The organism is Actinoplanes sp. NPDC000266, from assembly GCF_042899005.1.
Classification (GTDB): domain Bacteria; phylum Actinomycetota; class Actinomycetes; order Mycobacteriales; family Micromonosporaceae; genus Actinoplanes.
The window spans coordinates 190,802-204,680 of sequence record NZ_JBIAZI010000010.1 but is presented as its reverse complement, the minus strand read 5'-3'; the positions used below and the strand labels follow the sequence as shown (position 1 = coordinate 204,680).

Genomic DNA, 13,879 nt, shown 5'->3' with positions numbered 1-13,879 from the left:
CACTCTGCACCTCAAACCGACCATCCGCCACCGATTCGGGCAAAAAGTCCTAGATTTCCACAATGGAGGATGAGGCGTACGCAACAAAAACCGCCCCGGCCGTAACCCGGCCGGGGCGGTCGTGAAAGCGGAGCTCAGAGCTCGGCGGCCACCAGCTCGGCCACCTGGACGGCGTTGAGGGCCGCGCCCTTGCGCAGGTTGTCGTTCGAGACGAACAGGGCCAGGCCGTTGTCCACCGTCTCGTCGGCGCGGATCCGGCCCACGTACGACGGGTCGCGGCCGGCCGCCTCGAGCGGGGTCGGCACGTCGGACAGCTCGACGCCGGGCGCGTTCGCCAGCAGCTCGCGGGCCCGCGCGGGGCTGATCGGCCGGTCGAAGCGGGCGTTCAGCTGAAGGGAGTGGCCGGTGAAGACCGGAACGCGGACACACGTGCCGGAGACCCGCAGCGACGGGAGGCCGAGAATCTTGCGGCTCTCGTTGCGGAGCTTCTGCTCCTCGTCGGTCTCGCCCGAGCCGTCGTCGACGAGCGAGCCGGCCAGCGGCAGCACGTTGAAGGCGATCGGCTTGGCGAACGAGCGCGGCGCCGGGAACTCCACCGCGGACCCGTCGAAGGTCAGCTCGGTGGCCCGGTCGGCGACCTTCTTGATCTGCTCGTCGAGCTCGGCCACGCCGGCCAGCCCGGCCCCGCCGACGGCCTGATAGGTGGTGGCGACCAGCGCGACCAGCCCGGCCTCGTCGTGCAGCGGGCGCAGCACCGGCATGGCGGCCATGGTGGTGCAGTTCGGGTTGGCGATGATGCCCTTGGGCCGGTTGCGGGCCGCGTCCGGGTTGACCTCGGAGACGACGAGCGGCACGTCGGGGTCCATCCGCCAGGCCGACGAGTTGTCGACGACCACGGCGCCGGCCTCGGCCACGCGCGGCGCGTACTCCTTGGAGGAGCCCTTGCCCGCCGAGAACAGGACGATGTCGAGACCGCGGTAGTCGGCCGTTGCCGCGTCCTCGACGGTCACCTCGCCGTCGCCCCACGGGAGAGTGCGGCCGGCGCTGCGCGCGGACGCGAAAAGACGAAGCTGCTCAACGGGGAAGGCACGCTCGGCCAGGATGCGCCGCATGACGCCGCCCACCTGTCCCGTCGCGCCCACAATGCCGATCCTCATAGCGACAAAAGTACGGCCTGACGTGCGTACGGAGAAATCAGTTCTTTGCCCTTGTTCCACATGCCGAGATTTTTGTCCCACATCGGGGGACGCCGGGCTTACCGTCGGTGGCATGGCGACGTACACGCACGGTCATCATGAATCGGTCTTGCGCTCACACCGCTGGCGCACCGCAGAGAATTCGGCGGCCTACCTGTTGCCGCATCTTTCCTCCGGCGTCACGGTCCTGGACATCGGTTGCGGCCCCGGCACGATCACGGCCGATTTCGCGGCCCTCGTCACCCCGGCCCGGGTGACCGCCCTGGAGGTGAAGGAGGAGGCGCTCGACCTGGCCCGCGCCGAGATCGCCCGGCGCGGCCTGACCAACGTCGACTTCGCGGTCGGCGACGTGCACGCCCTGGATTTCGCCGACGATTCGTTCGACGTGGTGCACGCCCACCAGGTGCTCCAGCACGTCACCGACCCGGTGGCCGCGCTGCGTGAGATGCGCCGCGTCACCAGGCCGGGCGGCGTGATCGCCGTTCGTGACAGCGACTATCAGGCCTTCGCCTGGTATCCGGAGCTGCCCGAGCTGGACGAGTGGATGACGCTCTATCAGCGGGTGGCCCGCGGCAACGGCGGCGAGCCCGACGCCGGCCGCCGGCTGCTGGCCTGGGCCCACGCGGCCGGCCTGACCGATGTCACGGCCACCTCCAGCACGTGGTGCTTCGCCGACCAGCCCGACCGCGACTGGTGGGGTGGCATGTGGGCCGACCGCATCCTGCAGTCGGCCATGGCCACGACCGCCCTTGAGACCGGCGCCGCCACCGAGGCCGACCTGTCACGCCTGTCCGCCGCGTGGCGCACCTGGGCGGCCGACCCCGACGGCTGGATGTCCCTGCTCCACGGGGAGCTGATAGCCAAGGTCTAGGCGGTTTTGGGCTTGAACTCCCAGTGCCAGGGCTCCCGCGGCACGTTCTCGGAGAAGCCGTACTTGTCGGCGTTCTTGCGCATCCAGGCCTGGGCCTTCGAGTCGAGGTCCAGGTCGGTGGCCATGCCCCAGCCGTGTTCGCTGGTGCCGGGCTTGGCGGCCAGGCCGCCCTGTGAGTAGAGGCCCTTGCGGCGGGCCAGGTCCACCTGTTCCTCGTACGGGCGGTAGGAGTCGGTGATGCCGATCGTCACGCCTTCGCGCTTGGCGTCGGCGATCATCTGGTTGAGGCCCTGCGCGGCCGGCGCCCACAGTTTATGGCGGGTGCTGCCGACCTGCTCGAGGGCGTTGGCCGGGATCTTGCCGTTGCCGTAGGCGGCCAGCTCGGTCGGGATGCCCTTGGCGTTGAGGGTGTAGGAGCGGGCGGCCGCGTTGGTGGTGCCCGACATGGCTTCCTGGAGTTTGGCCGCGAAGTCGTTGCCGGAGCCGCCGCCCTGCACCGTCGTCGGCTGGGCCTGTGCGGTCTTGCCGGCCTGCTGGGTCTGTAACGCGATCATCCGGCTCTGGATGTCGGCGATGCGCGAGTTCACTCTCTCGATCCCCACGCACTCCTGATCGGCACCGGGACCGAAACCTGAGGCCCTATCTAAAGTCGGATCGTGTGACGCGTGTGGTCGATCTTGGCCTGGAGGTAGCGCACATTGGCCGGGTTCGCGTGTACGCCGGTGGGCAGCACCCGGCGTACGGCAATCTCGTGCAGTCGCAGTTGACGGGCTTTGTCGGGGTTGTTGGTGAGCAGGTCGATCACCGGGACGCCGAGGTCGGCCAGCATCTGCGCCGCCGCCGTGTAGTCGCGCTCGTCGTCCTCGTGCCCCAGGGCGCGATTGGCGGCGTACGTGTCGAGGCCCTGGTCCTGGAGGGCGTAGGCGTCGAGCTTGGCGTAGAGCCCGATACCTCGGCCTTCCTGGCGCAGGTAGAGCAGGTAGCCGCCGGTGGCGCTGAGACGCTCGACGGATTCCCGTAGTTGGGGACCGCAGTCGCAGCGTTCGGAGCCGAAGACGTCACCGGTGAGGCATTCGGAGTGCAGGCGTACGAGCGGGATCTCCGACGGTCCTTCGAAGAAGAGCGCCAGGTGTTCCTTGCCGTCGACCAGGCCGGTGAAGGTGATCACGTCGGCGGTGACGGCGAAGCCGTCGGGGAAGCGGAACGGGACGCGGACCCGGGTGCGTACGGACATGCCGCCTTTGATCGGACACGGCGGCGGGCGGATTAGATGTTGACGGACTCGCGGCGCTCGGAGCCTTCGAGGCGCTCGACCAGTTCGAGCTCGACCTCGGAGGTGCTGTTCCGCCGGTTCGGCAGCATGTTGGTGATCAGCACGATCAGCGCGCCGATGCCCGCGTAGAGACCGAGAACGATCAGGTGCGACCGGATCTCGGCGTTCGGGAAGTAGAGATTGTCGCGGACCGCCTGTACGCCGGCGCCGGTCGGCAGGTTCTCGCCGAGGACGCGGCCGAACGCGGGCAGGAACTCGGGCAGGATGCTGGCGCCGGAGATCACCGTGCCGAGCGTGAAGTACATCGCGCCGATCAGCGCGCCGGCCGGGCCGAGCAGCGCGACCGCGCCGGCGGTGGAGGCGGTGATGGCCAGCGAGATGAGCGAGAAGATGGCCAGCATCTCGCCGCGGTCGGCCGTGGTCCCGACGCCGAACCAGCCCATCGACCACAGGATCACCGCGGCCGACGCCACGGCGTAGACGGCCAGGATGCTGACGTGAGCAATTCCACGGCGCCATGACCTTCTCGTACGGGGGATCAGGCGGCCGAGACCCATCGACGCCACCGTGCCGCCGAGCGCGAGGGCCTGGGTGAGGTAGCCCAGCGACACGCCGTTGACGTCGTCGTCGGGCAGCGGCACCACGTCGGTGACCGGCGGCGGCGAGTTCAGCTCCTCCGCCTGCGCGACCGGCATCGTGTCGCCCTTGGTGGCCAACTCGGCCAGGGCGGCGGCGGTCTGCTGCTGCACGACGGTGGTGAACGTGGTCTTGAGCAGGGTGGAGGCGGACACCCCGGCCGCGCTGGCCACGTAGAGGTGCGGCTCGTTGCCGGTGATGTCGACGCCGCCGTAGACGTCCCGGCGCTTGATCGCGATCTCCAGGTCGTCCGCGGTCGCGTAGTCGGTGACCTTGAAGTAGCCGTTCTCGGTCAGCAGGCTGACGACCGAGGCCCGCTCGCTCGCGGGCGCGACCAGCCCGACCGGCACGTGGTGGGGCTGGGCCTTGTGGCCCATGCCGAGGTAGTACGCGGTCAGGCCGAGCTGGACGAGCACGCCGATGACGCAGACGGCCAGCGCGAACCGCCGGAACTGCAGCACCGACTCGGCTTGGGGTTCTTCCGCCATTTCTTCATGTTTACGGACGAACCGCCTTCGTGGGACCGTTTCGGTCGATCAGGGCGAGCAGCGCCCGCGCGGCCGCGCTGGGCTGCCGCAGCGCCGGGATGGCGATGCCGAGCGGCCAGACCAGGTCGGCGCCGGGCACCCGCTTGATGATCAGGCCGCTCTTGTCGGGCACGGCGAACTGGGGAACGATCGCCACACCGAGGCCTTCCCGTACGAAGTCGGCCGCGCTGCTGATGTCGGTGACCTCGATGGTGACCTGCCGCTGCACCCCGGCCGCGGCGAACGCCCGGTCGACCACGATCCGGTTGCCGTAACCGGCCGGGAAGTCGACGAACGGCTCCCCCTGCAGGTCGTCGATGTGCACCTCGCCGGCCGTGGCCAGCCGATGGCCGATCGGCAGGACGAGGTCCAGCGGGCGGTGATCGACCTGCCGCAGATGTACGCCGGCGGGCGGCCGGCCGGGCCAGGAGACGAACGCCAGGTCGAGTCCGCCTTCGGCGAGCATCTCCATGAGCCCGCGCGAGCCGCGCGGCGAGACGCTGAGCCGCAGGGTGACGCCGGGGTGCTCGCGGTGGAAGTCGCCGAACAGCGCCGGCATGTCGATCAGCGGGATGGACGTGAGGGTGCCCACACGGATGGTCCCGCGCAGGCCGCCGCGCACCTCGTCGACCGCGTCCCGGGCGGCCTGGGCGGCCTCAAGCGCGGCCCGGGCCCGGGGCAGCAACGCCTGCCCGGCGTCGGTCAGCGCGACCCGCTTCGAGGTGCGTTCCAGCAGCGTGACGCCCAGTTCGTGCTCGAGCGCCTTGATCACCGCCGATACGCCGGACTGGACGACGTGCAGCCGGGCCGCGGCCCGGGTGAAGTTGCGCTCCTCGGCCACCGCCACGAAGTACTCGAAGTGCCGCAGTTCCATCACGGATGATGATGCTACGCAGCATGGATCATCGTTGGACTCGATGCTTGGGGCGGCGCACTCTCGGCTCATGACCGTGATGACCAAGCCTGCCCCCACCGGTGCTCCCACCGGGTCGGCCCGTCACGGCGCCGCCTTCTGGCTGGTCGCCGTCGTCTATCTCGTGGCGCTCGCCTTCTCGACGATCCCGGCGCCGCTCTATCCGCTCTACCAGGCCGCCGACGGGTTCTCCTCGTTCACCGTCACCATCGTCTTCGCCGTGTACGCGGTCGGCGTGATCGTCGCCCTCCTGCTGGCCGGGCACATCTCGGACTGGGTCGGCCGGCGCCGCGTGCTCCTGCCGGCCCTGGCCCTGGAGATCGCGGCCGGGGTGCTCTTCCTGGCCTGGCCGTCGCTGACCGGCCTGATCGTGGCCCGGCTTCTGACCGGCCTCGGCGTCGGCATGCTGACCGCCACCGCCACCGCCTATCTGCTCGAACTGCACACCGCTCACCGGCCGCAGGCCGCCGGCACCCGCTTCGAGGTCGTCTCGGCGGCGGCCAACCTGGGCGGCCTGGGCACCGGCACGCTGATCGCCGGTTTCCTGGCTCAGTACGTCACCGCGCCGCTCCGTACGCCGTACATCGTCTTCCTGGTCCTTCTGGTCCTGAGCGTGATCGCCGTCGTCGCCGTGCCCGAGACGGTGACCGCGCCCGCGGTGAAGCCGAAGTACCGGCCGCAGCGGGTCCGGATGAGCGGGAAGTCCCTGGTCGCAGCGGCCGGAGCGTTCACCGCGTTCGCCGTCTTCGGGCTGTTCACCTCGCTGGCGCCGAGCTTCGTGGCGTCCGGGCTGCACCACCCGAGCCGGCTGCTGGCCGGGTTCGTCGCCTTCCTGGTCTTCGCCGCGGGCGCGGCCGCCCAGTCGGCGGCGGGCCTGCTCCCGGCGGCCCGGCGCTTCACGATCGGGCTGGCCGCGCAGGCCGCCGGTCTGGTCGTGCTGGCGGCCGGGATGCTCGCCACCTCGCTGTGGCTCTTCCTGATCGGCGGGGCGATCGCCGGCGCGGGCGCCGGGATCCTCTTCAAGTCGGCGGTCGGCCGGATCGCCGCGGCGGCCCCGCCCGCCGAGCGGGGCGGCGCCCTGGCCGGGCTCTTCCTCGTCGGGTACGCCGGGCTGACCGTGCCGGTGCTCGGGCTCGGGGTCGCGACCCTGTTCGTCGCCTCCACCACCGCGATGCTGTGGTTCACCGGCATCCTGCTGGCCGGCTCGGCCGTGATCTTCAGTCGCCGCTGACGCTTGGGGTACAAATCATTGCCGCCCCAAGCGTTAGGCTTCAACGGTGTCCGACGACCCTCTGGAACTGGAACGCCAGGTCTGCTTCGCCCTGGCGGTGGCGTCGCGCAGCGTGATCGGGCTCTACCGGCCGCTGCTCGAGCCGATGAACCTCACCCATCCGCAATATCTGGTGATGCTCGCCCTCTGGCAGCACGCGCCACTCTCCGTCCGTGACATCAGCCGGCTCCTGCAACTCGACCCGGGAACGCTCTCGCCGCTGCTGAAGCGACTCGAGGCGGTCGGCTATCTCACCCGCGAGCGGGACCCCTCCGACGAGCGCAGCCTCGCGGTCGACCTGACCGAGCAGGGCCGCGCGCTGCGGGCCGAGGCGGAGAAAATCCCACCCGCGATCGTCGCCCGTCTGGGGATGCCGATCGAGGAACTCGAGTCGTTGCACACGGCACTCACGCGGGTGATTGCGGCCACTCGCTGATCGATTTCGGAATACCGTAGGGGCTCGCTCCGGGTTGGAATTCTCGGAAACGAATTAGCCGCGCCCGCCGGGCGCCGATGGCCGGAATGCGCACCGTTCATCCGGATGGCGCACCGGGCATCGCCGGTGACCATTAGGAGGTTCGCAGCGCTATGGCCCTGCCCCACCAGGTCTTATGTGGATCAAGAACACCGTGTGACGCGTCCTCCGTTGACGTGCAACTTGCACGACTCTTAGTGTCGAGGGCGTGACGGCGGGTGGAAACCGGGTACTCACGGGCCCCTGCCGGCACGGCACAACGAGATTCAGAGCGGCCGAGGAGCCTTCGATGACTGTCACGATCGGCATCAATGGATTCGGTCGTATCGGCCGCAGCATCACCCGGATAGTCGCGGCATCACCCGATCCGGGAATATCAATTGCGGCGGTAAATGACCTTGCCTCGACCGAGAAATTGGCCTATGGGCTGCGCCGGGACAGCATTCGTGGCGCATTTCCGGGCACCGTCACCGCCCGCGCCGATCACCTCGTCGTCAATGACCATGCGATCCGCGCGTTCCATCACGAACGGCCCGAGCGCATTCCGTGGGCCGACGCCGGAGTCGACGTCGTCATCGAGGCCACCGGCCGCTTCCGGGCCGGCACCACGGCCCGCACCCACATCACCCACGGCGGCGCCCGCAAGGTCGTGATCAGCGCCTCGGCCGACGAGCCGGACGCGTTCCTGGTCTACGGGGCCAACCACGACACGTACGACTCGGATCAGCACGATGTGGTCTCCCCCGGCTCGTGCGGGGTGAACGCGCTGACGGTGATGGCGAAGGTCCTGCTCGACCGGTTCGGGTTACGCGCGGTGAACTCGACGGTGGTGCTCGCCACCCAGGGCTGGCAGAAACCGCAGGACTCCCTGATGGGCACGTCGCGTGACGATCCGCGGCTGGGCCGGTCCACCGGCGACAGCATCATCCCGCACAACTTCGTGGTCGGCGACCTCGTCCGGGTGGTGCTGCCGCAGATCGGCGAGATGCGCTACAGCTACTACGTGGTGCCGACGCCGATCGGCTCGCTGGCCGAGCTGTCCGGGCAGACCGGGCGCGCGGTGAGCGTCGAGGAGGTCAACCGGGCGATGGCCGAGGCCGCGGCGGGACCTTTGAGGGGCGTTCTGGCGTACGACCCGGATCCCACCGTCTCGATCGACGTGAAGAACAATCCGGCCTCCTGCCTGTTCGACCCCTCGGGCACACAGACGACGGCGGACGGCGGGGTGAAGGTCCGCGGCTGGTTCGACAACGAGTGGGGCTTCTCCAACCGATTACTCGACATAGCGCGCCTCGTGGGTGAACGATCACCCGTCGCGTCCCGGCGGGTGAGCTGGAGCATCGCTTAGGGTTCATCAGTGATCGACATTCAGGACGTACGGGCGGCGGCCACCCGGATCGGCGCACGGGTGCGGCGCACGCCGATCCTCCAGGTAGCGCCGACGACGTGGTTCAAGCTGGAGCAGACACAGCACGCCGGCTCGTTCAAGACGCGGGGCATGGTCAACCAGATCCTGGCGGCGGGCACGCTGCCCCCCGCCGGCATCGTGGCCGCGTCGGGCGGCAACGCGGGCCTGGCGGCGGCGTACGCGGCCCGCGAGCTGGGCGTCGCGGCCACGGTCTTCGTGCCGGTCACGGCGCCGCCGGTGAAGGTGGCGAAGCTGGGCAAGCTGGGCGCCAAGGTCACGCAGGTGGGCAACGAGTACGCGGAGGCCTACACGGCGGCGGTCGAACAAGCGGAGGCCACCGGGGCGCTGTTCTGCCACGCGTACGACGACCCGAACATGGTGGCGGGCAACGGCACGATCGCCCTGGAACTGTCCGAGCAGCTCCCAGCCGGCTTCGACACGGTGTTGGTGGCGGCCGGAGGAGGCGGCCTGATCGCGGGTTTGATGGCGGCCCTCTCCCCCGCCGTGAAGGTGGTGGCGGTGGAGCCGGTGACATCGGCCGCGTTGCACGCGGCCCTGGAGGCGGGAGCCCCGGTCGACGTGCCGGTCTCAGGAGTGGCAGCCGACTCGCTGGGCGCCCGGCGCGCCGGGCAGATAGCTTTCGACCTGGCGCAAGCGTTCAAGATCCCGTCACTGCTGGTCGACGACCAGTCCATCATCGACGCCCGCCGCGCCCTGTGGGACGACTACCGCCTGGCCGTGGAACACGGCACAGCGGCCGCCTACGCGGCCTTGACATCGGGCGCCTACGTCCCGGCCCCCGGCGAGCGAGTAGTGGTCCTGATCTGCGGCGCCAACACCGACCCGTCCGACCTGGCCTGACCGCCCCCGCCGCCCCCGCCGTCCCTGCCGCCCTCGGCGCCAGTCGTCGCGCCCGGCCCCTTACGCACCCTCGCCGCGCCCGGCCCCTTACGCACCCTCGCCGCGCCCGGCCCCTTACGCACCCTCGCCCCTGCGCCGCCGGGTCCTCGCCCCTTGCCCGCCGCCCTTCGTCCCTGGCCCCTTGCCCGCTGCGCTTCGTCTCTGGTCCCTTGCCCGCTGCCCTTCGTCCTTCACCCCCACCCCCGCCCCTCGCCCCTCGCCGTCGCGAGCGCCCCTCTCGCGCGCAAATCCGACATTTCCGTTTCGGTAGGTTTGTTGAACGATGCCGGATACTGGCGCGATGACTGTTGCCACGCCTGCCGACCTCATGACCTGGACCGAGGCGGACTATCCCCGCATGGGATGGCATGACAGCCGCGTCCACGCCATCAGCCTGGCCGGGGAGCCGCAGGTCAGGCTGCTTCTCGACATCGACTACGTGATCGGCGGCGACCCGGAGGACGGTTTCCTGGTGGCCCCGGCCACCCTTGTCTTCGATCAGCCGTGGGGCATCGGCGGCGGTTTCGGCCCGCTCGCCGAACCCCTCGACATCGCCGACATCCACCGGCTCCCCTCCCCCGACCAGCATCCGGAGCCGGTCTGGCACATCGAGGGGCACAACTTCGCTTTCGAGGTACGGGCGGCCGGCTACCGCCAGACGTTGCGCCGACCGCCGCTGCGCGTGCCGGTGCCCGCCCTCACCTGGGACGAGCGGGGCGGTGTCGGCTTCTAAAGGCCCAGCCGCTCGATCACCAGCTCGGCGATTTCCCTGGCTCCGAGCCGATAGTCCTGGTCGGCCTGCAGCAGCAGGGCGCGCGAACGTTCGACGTTCCGCTTCGACGGCTTCTCGGCCAGGCGCGACTCACCCGTGTTTCGCCGCAGACGCTCCTCCTGGGAAGCCGCCAGCTCGCCGCCACCTCCTCGAGCACCGACATGCGGAAACCGTCCACCAACCGTGCGAACGGCGGCGTGCCGAACTCGAAGAAACGCAGCACCGGCTCGACGGCCAGATGGTTGTGGAAGACGCGCCACCCCGTACGCGCCGCGATCTCATTCGCCACGGTCATCTTGCCGACCGCGGGCGGTCCGACCACGAACAGCAGATCCCCCATCGGCGGAGCGTAGATTCCTCCCATCATGGATGTCGCGCACATTTTGCTGCTGGTCGCCGCCGGCCTCGCCGCCGGAGCCGTGAACGCCATCGCCGGCGGCGGCTCCCTCATCACGTTCCCGGCGCTGATCGCCACCGGCCTGCCCTCGGTGGCCGCGAACGTCACCAATTCGATCTCGGTCTTTCCCGGGTACGTCTCGAGCGTCGCCGGCAGCCGCGCCGACCTGGCCGGCCAGTCGCGCCGACTACGCGCCATCGTGCCGGCCGCCGTGCTCGGCGCCGCGGCCGGCTGCGCCGTGCTCCTGCTGACCCCGGCCCGCGCGTTCGAGCTGATCGTCCCGTTCCTGGTCCTCGGCGCCGCCGCCACCCTGGCCTTCCAGCAGCGCCTGCGCGATCTGGTCGGCCACCCGCGACACCTGTCACCCCGCCGCGCCGCCGTGACCTTGCAGGCGGTCGTCTTCATCGGCGCCGTCTACGGCGGCTACTTCGGGGCGGCGCTGGGCGTCATGTACGTCGCGGCGCTGGCCCTGATCCTCGACGAGTCCCTGAACCGCATCAACGCCCTCAAGAACGTCCTGTCGGCGGTCGTCGGCCTGATCACCCTGTTGGTCTTCGCGTTCTTCGCCCCGGTCAACTGGGCCGCCGTGCTGGCCCTGGCCCCGGCCACGGTCGTCGGCGGATATCTGGGCGCCAAGCTGGCCCGGCGCCTCCCGGCCCACGTGCTCCGCACGCTGATCGTCACCTTCGGCACGGTGATCGGCCTGCTCCTGCTGTACCGGGCCCTCACCTGATTCCCCACCCGCGGCCCCGTAGGATGAACAGGCGACGGACGAGTCGGCTGGGCGGTCGCGTCGGCGCCTTCAGGGGCGCCGCCGAGGAACGTCCGGACTCCGCAGAGCAGGGTGGTTGTTAACGGCAACCCGGGGTGACCCGCGGGACAGTGCCACAGAGAACAGACCGCCGGCCCCACCAGGCCGGTAAGGGTGAAACGGTGAGGTAAGAGCTCACCAGCACCCCGGGCGACCGGGGTGGCTAGGTAAACCCCACCCGGAGCAAGGCCAAGCAAGGCCGCCCCCGCAAGGGAGCGACCGGCGCAGGCGTTCGAGGGCTGCTCGCCCGAGCCTGCGGGTAGGCCGCAAGAGCCTGCCGGCAACGGCAGGCCGAGATGGATGGCCGCCACCAGCCTCGGCTGGAACAGAATCCGGCGTACAGGCCGACTCGTCCGTCGCCTCCTCACCCATGAGTCATGAGTGGGATCGATCTTGTGGTCGAGGTACGAACCTGACGACACCCACCGTCACGGAAAGCACCAGAAGGGTGAGCCCGAAGAGGGCCACTGAAAAACTCGCCATACCGATCCCGAGAACCAGCGCGAAGACCGCGATGATGGCCATCACCGCCGCTACCAGTTTTCGGGCCAAAGCGATCGGCCGCGTCGCTCCGGGGCGGGAAATCGGCTTGCGAGATGCTCTTGCTCGGGCCCGCTTGAGCCAGCGGCGTTGAGCCTTGCTCGCCGCGCCGGCGCCGAAGCGAAGTGCGATGAAGAGTTTCGTCAACTTTCCGGGACAGTCCTGGATTACCGCCGCCCACTCCACTTCGAGCGCCGAGTCGCCCGCGGACCAGAGACGCGCGGCACGACGTGCGATCTTGTCGGCCAGCCAGGGAGACACGTCGCAGAACTCGTTGACCAGAGCGCCGGTAGCGATGGAGACGAGGACGCCGAACCAGAAGGCCGTCACAGGGGTCCCCCGCCGAGGGCAGGCCGCAGCGAGCCCGGGACTCGCTGAGGACGATGTCGGGCCAAAAGGAGCTGGGCTTGCGTCACGCCTTCGCCCGTCAGTTTGTAATAGCGTCGCCTCGGCTTGTTGGGGTCGGCCGGCTCGTCGTCCCACCGCGCTGAAACCCAGCCCATGCCATCGAGCCGCTCGAGAATCTTGTAGACGGTCGGCCCTCCGCGGTGGCTGGCTTTGATGATCGCCCATCCGTGCAGTTCGGCGCCGCCGGCCGCGATGAAGACCTCAAGGACATCCAGGAAGGGTGCGGTGATCCGCACGGGACCCTGACTCACGCCGTAAGTGTACTAGGTGAAATAAGCCGATCAGGGCTGTCGTACGGGGCGGAAGGCGGCCCGCAGTTCGGCGGCGAACAGCTCTGGCTCCTCCCAGGCGGCGAAGTGGCCTCCGCGGTCGGCCTCGTTGAAGTAGGCCAAGCCTGGGTAGACGGCTTCGGCCCAGCTGCGTGGGGCTGCCCATAGCTCGCCGGGGAACGTCGTGAAAGCTACCGGGACCTGGAGGGGTGGGGGCGGCTGGCCCGCGGCGGCGGCGCGGAAACGGCCGAACTCCCAGTACCAGCGGGCAGCCGAGGCTCCAGTGCCAGTGAGCCAGTACAGGGTGATGTTGTCGAGGATGCTGTCTCGGGTCAGGCCGCCTGTGGGCTGCTTGTCCACGAAAGCGCGGGCCATCTTGTAGTAGCTGTCGGTGTCGTGGTCGAGCATCCAGGCGGCCAGGGCCACCGGCGAGTCCAGCAGGGCGTATCCGATGGTCTGCGGGCGGGTTGACTGCTCCAGGAAGTAGGCGAAGCCGTCCGTGCTGAACGTCATGACCGCGTCTCGAGCTTTGCGCTCCTGGTCGGACGCGGCCGGCAAGTGGTTCACCAGGTCCAGGGCCGGGGCCAGCAAGTTGACGTGGATGCCGAGCAGGCCATTGGGGCCCTGCCGGCCCATGAAGTCGGTTACGGCGGCGCCCACGTCACCGCCCTGGGCCACGTAGCGCTGGTAGCCGAGCCTGCTCATCAGCTCCGCCCAGGCGCGGGCTATCCGGCCGTTCTCCCAGCCGAGCTCGGCCGGCTCGCCCGAGAAGCCGTAGCCGGGCAGGGACGGCAGCACCAAGTGGAAGGCGTCCTCGGGCCGCCCGCCGTACGCGGTCGGATCGGTGAGAGGCCCGACCGCGCCCAGCAGCTCTACGACGGAGCCCGGCCAGCCGTGGGTCATGATCAGCGGCAGGGCGTCCTCGTGTGGTGAACGCACGTGAGCGAAGTGGATCCGTACGCCATCAATCTCTGTTGTGAACTGCGGAAGGGCGTTCAGCCTGGTCTCGAAGGCGCGCCAGTCGTGATCCGCCGTCCAGTAGCGGGCCAGCTCCTGGAGCGCCGCCAGCTGAACCCCCTGCGAGCGGTCGTCCACCAGCTCGCGGCCGGGCCACCGCGTCGACGCGATCCGGCGGTGCAGATCAGAGATCGACTCCTCCGGGGTGTCGAGCCGGAACGGACGGATCTCACGGTCGCCGGACATGGTCCCCACC

16 protein-coding genes and 1 other RNA gene are annotated in these 13,879 nt (G+C 69.7%); 8 read left to right on the top strand and 9 right to left on the bottom strand.

The window, feature by feature from the left end; all coding sequences use genetic code 11:
* Positions 1 to 134 precede the first annotated feature (134 nt).
* Positions 135 to 1,157 carry an aspartate-semialdehyde dehydrogenase gene (locus ACFY36_RS36375; protein WP_499750438.1) on the bottom strand — a complete coding sequence of 341 codons (1,023 nt, stop codon included), beginning with the start codon at positions 1,155 to 1,157 and terminating at the stop codon, positions 135 to 137.
* Positions 1,158 to 1,269: 112 nt separating this feature from the next.
* Between ACFY36_RS36375 and ACFY36_RS36370 the strand changes: the two genes are divergently transcribed.
* Positions 1,270 to 2,067, top strand: a complete 798-nt coding sequence (locus ACFY36_RS36370) for a class I SAM-dependent methyltransferase (protein ID WP_499750437.1) — start codon at positions 1,270 to 1,272, stop codon at positions 2,065 to 2,067.
* Here ACFY36_RS36370 and ACFY36_RS36365 read toward each other — a convergent pair.
* The 4 genes from ACFY36_RS36365 to ACFY36_RS36350 are packed head-to-tail and all read right to left on the bottom strand — an operon-like array spanning position 2,064 to position 5,377.
* A complete protein-coding gene (locus ACFY36_RS36365) occupies positions 2,064 to 2,669 on the bottom strand; it encodes a M15 family metallopeptidase (protein WP_499750436.1) in 606 nt (201 codons plus the stop codon). The two genes, ACFY36_RS36370 and ACFY36_RS36365, sit on opposite strands and share 4 nt — an antisense overlap.
* A 41-nt stretch (positions 2,670 to 2,710) precedes the next feature.
* Positions 2,711 to 3,301 carry a GTP cyclohydrolase II gene (locus ACFY36_RS36360; protein WP_499750435.1) on the bottom strand — a complete coding sequence of 197 codons (591 nt, stop codon included), beginning with the start codon at positions 3,299 to 3,301 and terminating at the stop codon, positions 2,711 to 2,713.
* 32 nt (positions 3,302 to 3,333) lie between these two features.
* Positions 3,334 to 4,464, bottom strand: a complete 1,131-nt coding sequence (locus ACFY36_RS36355) for an ABC transporter permease (protein ID WP_499750434.1) — start codon at positions 4,462 to 4,464, stop codon at positions 3,334 to 3,336.
* Positions 4,465 to 4,474: 10 nt separating this feature from the next.
* A complete protein-coding gene (locus tag ACFY36_RS36350) occupies positions 4,475 to 5,377 on the bottom strand; it encodes a LysR family transcriptional regulator (RefSeq protein WP_499750433.1) in 903 nt (300 codons plus the stop codon).
* Between the two features lie 70 nt (positions 5,378 to 5,447).
* Between ACFY36_RS36350 and ACFY36_RS36345 the strand changes: the two genes are divergently transcribed.
* The 5 genes from ACFY36_RS36345 to ACFY36_RS36325 all read left to right on the top strand — a co-directional run bounded on the left by ACFY36_RS36345 (position 5,448) and on the right by ACFY36_RS36325 (position 10,202).
* Entirely contained in the window at positions 5,448 to 6,647 is a 1,200-nt protein-coding gene (locus ACFY36_RS36345) for an MFS transporter (RefSeq protein ID WP_499750432.1), read from the top strand.
* 46 nt (positions 6,648 to 6,693) lie between these two features.
* On the top strand, positions 6,694 to 7,122 hold the full coding sequence (locus ACFY36_RS36340) for a MarR family winged helix-turn-helix transcriptional regulator (RefSeq protein WP_499750431.1): 429 nt from the start codon (positions 6,694 to 6,696) through the stop codon (positions 7,120 to 7,122).
* A 328-nt stretch (positions 7,123 to 7,450) separates the two neighbouring features.
* Positions 7,451 to 8,509, top strand: a complete 1,059-nt coding sequence (locus ACFY36_RS36335) for a type I glyceraldehyde-3-phosphate dehydrogenase (RefSeq protein ID WP_499750430.1) — start codon at positions 7,451 to 7,453, stop codon at positions 8,507 to 8,509.
* A gap of 9 nt (positions 8,510 to 8,518) precedes the next feature.
* Positions 8,519 to 9,430: a threonine/serine dehydratase gene (locus tag ACFY36_RS36330; RefSeq protein WP_499750429.1), complete on the top strand. Its 912-nt coding sequence runs from the start codon at positions 8,519 to 8,521 to the stop codon at positions 9,428 to 9,430.
* 340 nt (positions 9,431 to 9,770) lie between these two features.
* The gene (locus tag ACFY36_RS36325; protein ID WP_499750428.1) at positions 9,771 to 10,202 is read left to right on the top strand and encodes a hypothetical protein; all 432 of its coding nucleotides are present in this window, start codon (positions 9,771 to 9,773) and stop codon (positions 10,200 to 10,202) included.
* Positions 10,203 to 10,218: 16 nt separating this feature from the next.
* Here ACFY36_RS36325 and ACFY36_RS36320 read toward each other — a convergent pair whose 3' ends face one another.
* Positions 10,219 to 10,581 carry a DEAD/DEAH box helicase family protein gene (locus ACFY36_RS36320; RefSeq protein ID WP_499750427.1) on the bottom strand — a complete coding sequence of 121 codons (363 nt, stop codon included), beginning with the start codon at positions 10,579 to 10,581 and terminating at the stop codon, positions 10,219 to 10,221.
* Positions 10,582 to 10,606: 25 nt separating this feature from the next.
* On the opposite strand from ACFY36_RS36320, the gene ACFY36_RS36315 reads away from it, so the two are divergent.
* Positions 10,607 to 11,371, top strand: a complete 765-nt coding sequence (locus ACFY36_RS36315) for a sulfite exporter TauE/SafE family protein (RefSeq protein ID WP_499750426.1) — start codon at positions 10,607 to 10,609, stop codon at positions 11,369 to 11,371.
* Between the two features lie 39 nt (positions 11,372 to 11,410).
* An RNA gene (gene rnpB / locus ACFY36_RS36310) (RNase P RNA component class A) lies at positions 11,411 to 11,805 on the top strand.
* Positions 11,806 to 11,824: 19 nt separating this feature from the next.
* On the opposite strand, the gene ACFY36_RS36305 is transcribed toward rnpB, so the two are convergent.
* Genes ACFY36_RS36305 through ACFY36_RS36295 form a run of 3 tightly spaced genes read right to left on the bottom strand, consistent with a single transcriptional unit; the run spans position 11,825 to position 13,869 of the window.
* Entirely contained in the window at positions 11,825 to 12,319 is a 495-nt protein-coding gene (locus tag ACFY36_RS36305; RefSeq protein WP_499750425.1) for a hypothetical protein, read from the bottom strand.
* Entirely contained in the window at positions 12,316 to 12,648 is a 333-nt protein-coding gene (locus ACFY36_RS36300; protein WP_499750424.1) for a PadR family transcriptional regulator, read from the bottom strand. Before ACFY36_RS36300 ends, ACFY36_RS36305 begins: the two co-directional genes overlap by 4 nt.
* A 30-nt stretch (positions 12,649 to 12,678) precedes the next feature.
* Positions 12,679 to 13,869 carry an epoxide hydrolase family protein gene (locus ACFY36_RS36295; protein WP_499750423.1) on the bottom strand — a complete coding sequence of 397 codons (1,191 nt, stop codon included), beginning with the start codon at positions 13,867 to 13,869 and terminating at the stop codon, positions 12,679 to 12,681.
* Positions 13,870 to 13,879: the final 10 nt, after the last annotated feature.

Coding starts and splice junctions, on each gene's coding strand:
- ACFY36_RS36370 (WP_499750437.1), top strand. CDS start 1,270: ATGGCGACGTACACGCACGGTCATCATGAATCGGTCTTGCGCTCACAC.
- ACFY36_RS36345 (WP_499750432.1), top strand. CDS start 5,448: ATGACCGTGATGACCAAGCCTGCCCCCACCGGTGCTCCCACCGGGTCG.
- ACFY36_RS36360 (WP_499750435.1), bottom strand. CDS start 3,301: ATGTCCGTACGCACCCGGGTCCGCGTCCCGTTCCGCTTCCCCGACGGC.
- ACFY36_RS36355 (WP_499750434.1), bottom strand. CDS start 4,464: ATGGCGGAAGAACCCCAAGCCGAGTCGGTGCTGCAGTTCCGGCGGTTC.
- ACFY36_RS36295 (WP_499750423.1), bottom strand. CDS start 13,869: ATGTCCGGCGACCGTGAGATCCGTCCGTTCCGGCTCGACACCCCGGAG.
- ACFY36_RS36325 (WP_499750428.1), top strand. CDS start 9,771: ATGACTGTTGCCACGCCTGCCGACCTCATGACCTGGACCGAGGCGGAC.
- ACFY36_RS36320 (WP_499750427.1), bottom strand. CDS start 10,581: ATGGGGGATCTGCTGTTCGTGGTCGGACCGCCCGCGGTCGGCAAGATG.
- ACFY36_RS36350 (WP_499750433.1), bottom strand. CDS start 5,377: ATGGAACTGCGGCACTTCGAGTACTTCGTGGCGGTGGCCGAGGAGCGC.
- ACFY36_RS36375 (WP_499750438.1), bottom strand. CDS start 1,157: ATGAGGATCGGCATTGTGGGCGCGACGGGACAGGTGGGCGGCGTCATG.
- ACFY36_RS36335 (WP_499750430.1), top strand. CDS start 7,451: ATGACTGTCACGATCGGCATCAATGGATTCGGTCGTATCGGCCGCAGC.
- ACFY36_RS36315 (WP_499750426.1), top strand. CDS start 10,607: ATGGATGTCGCGCACATTTTGCTGCTGGTCGCCGCCGGCCTCGCCGCC.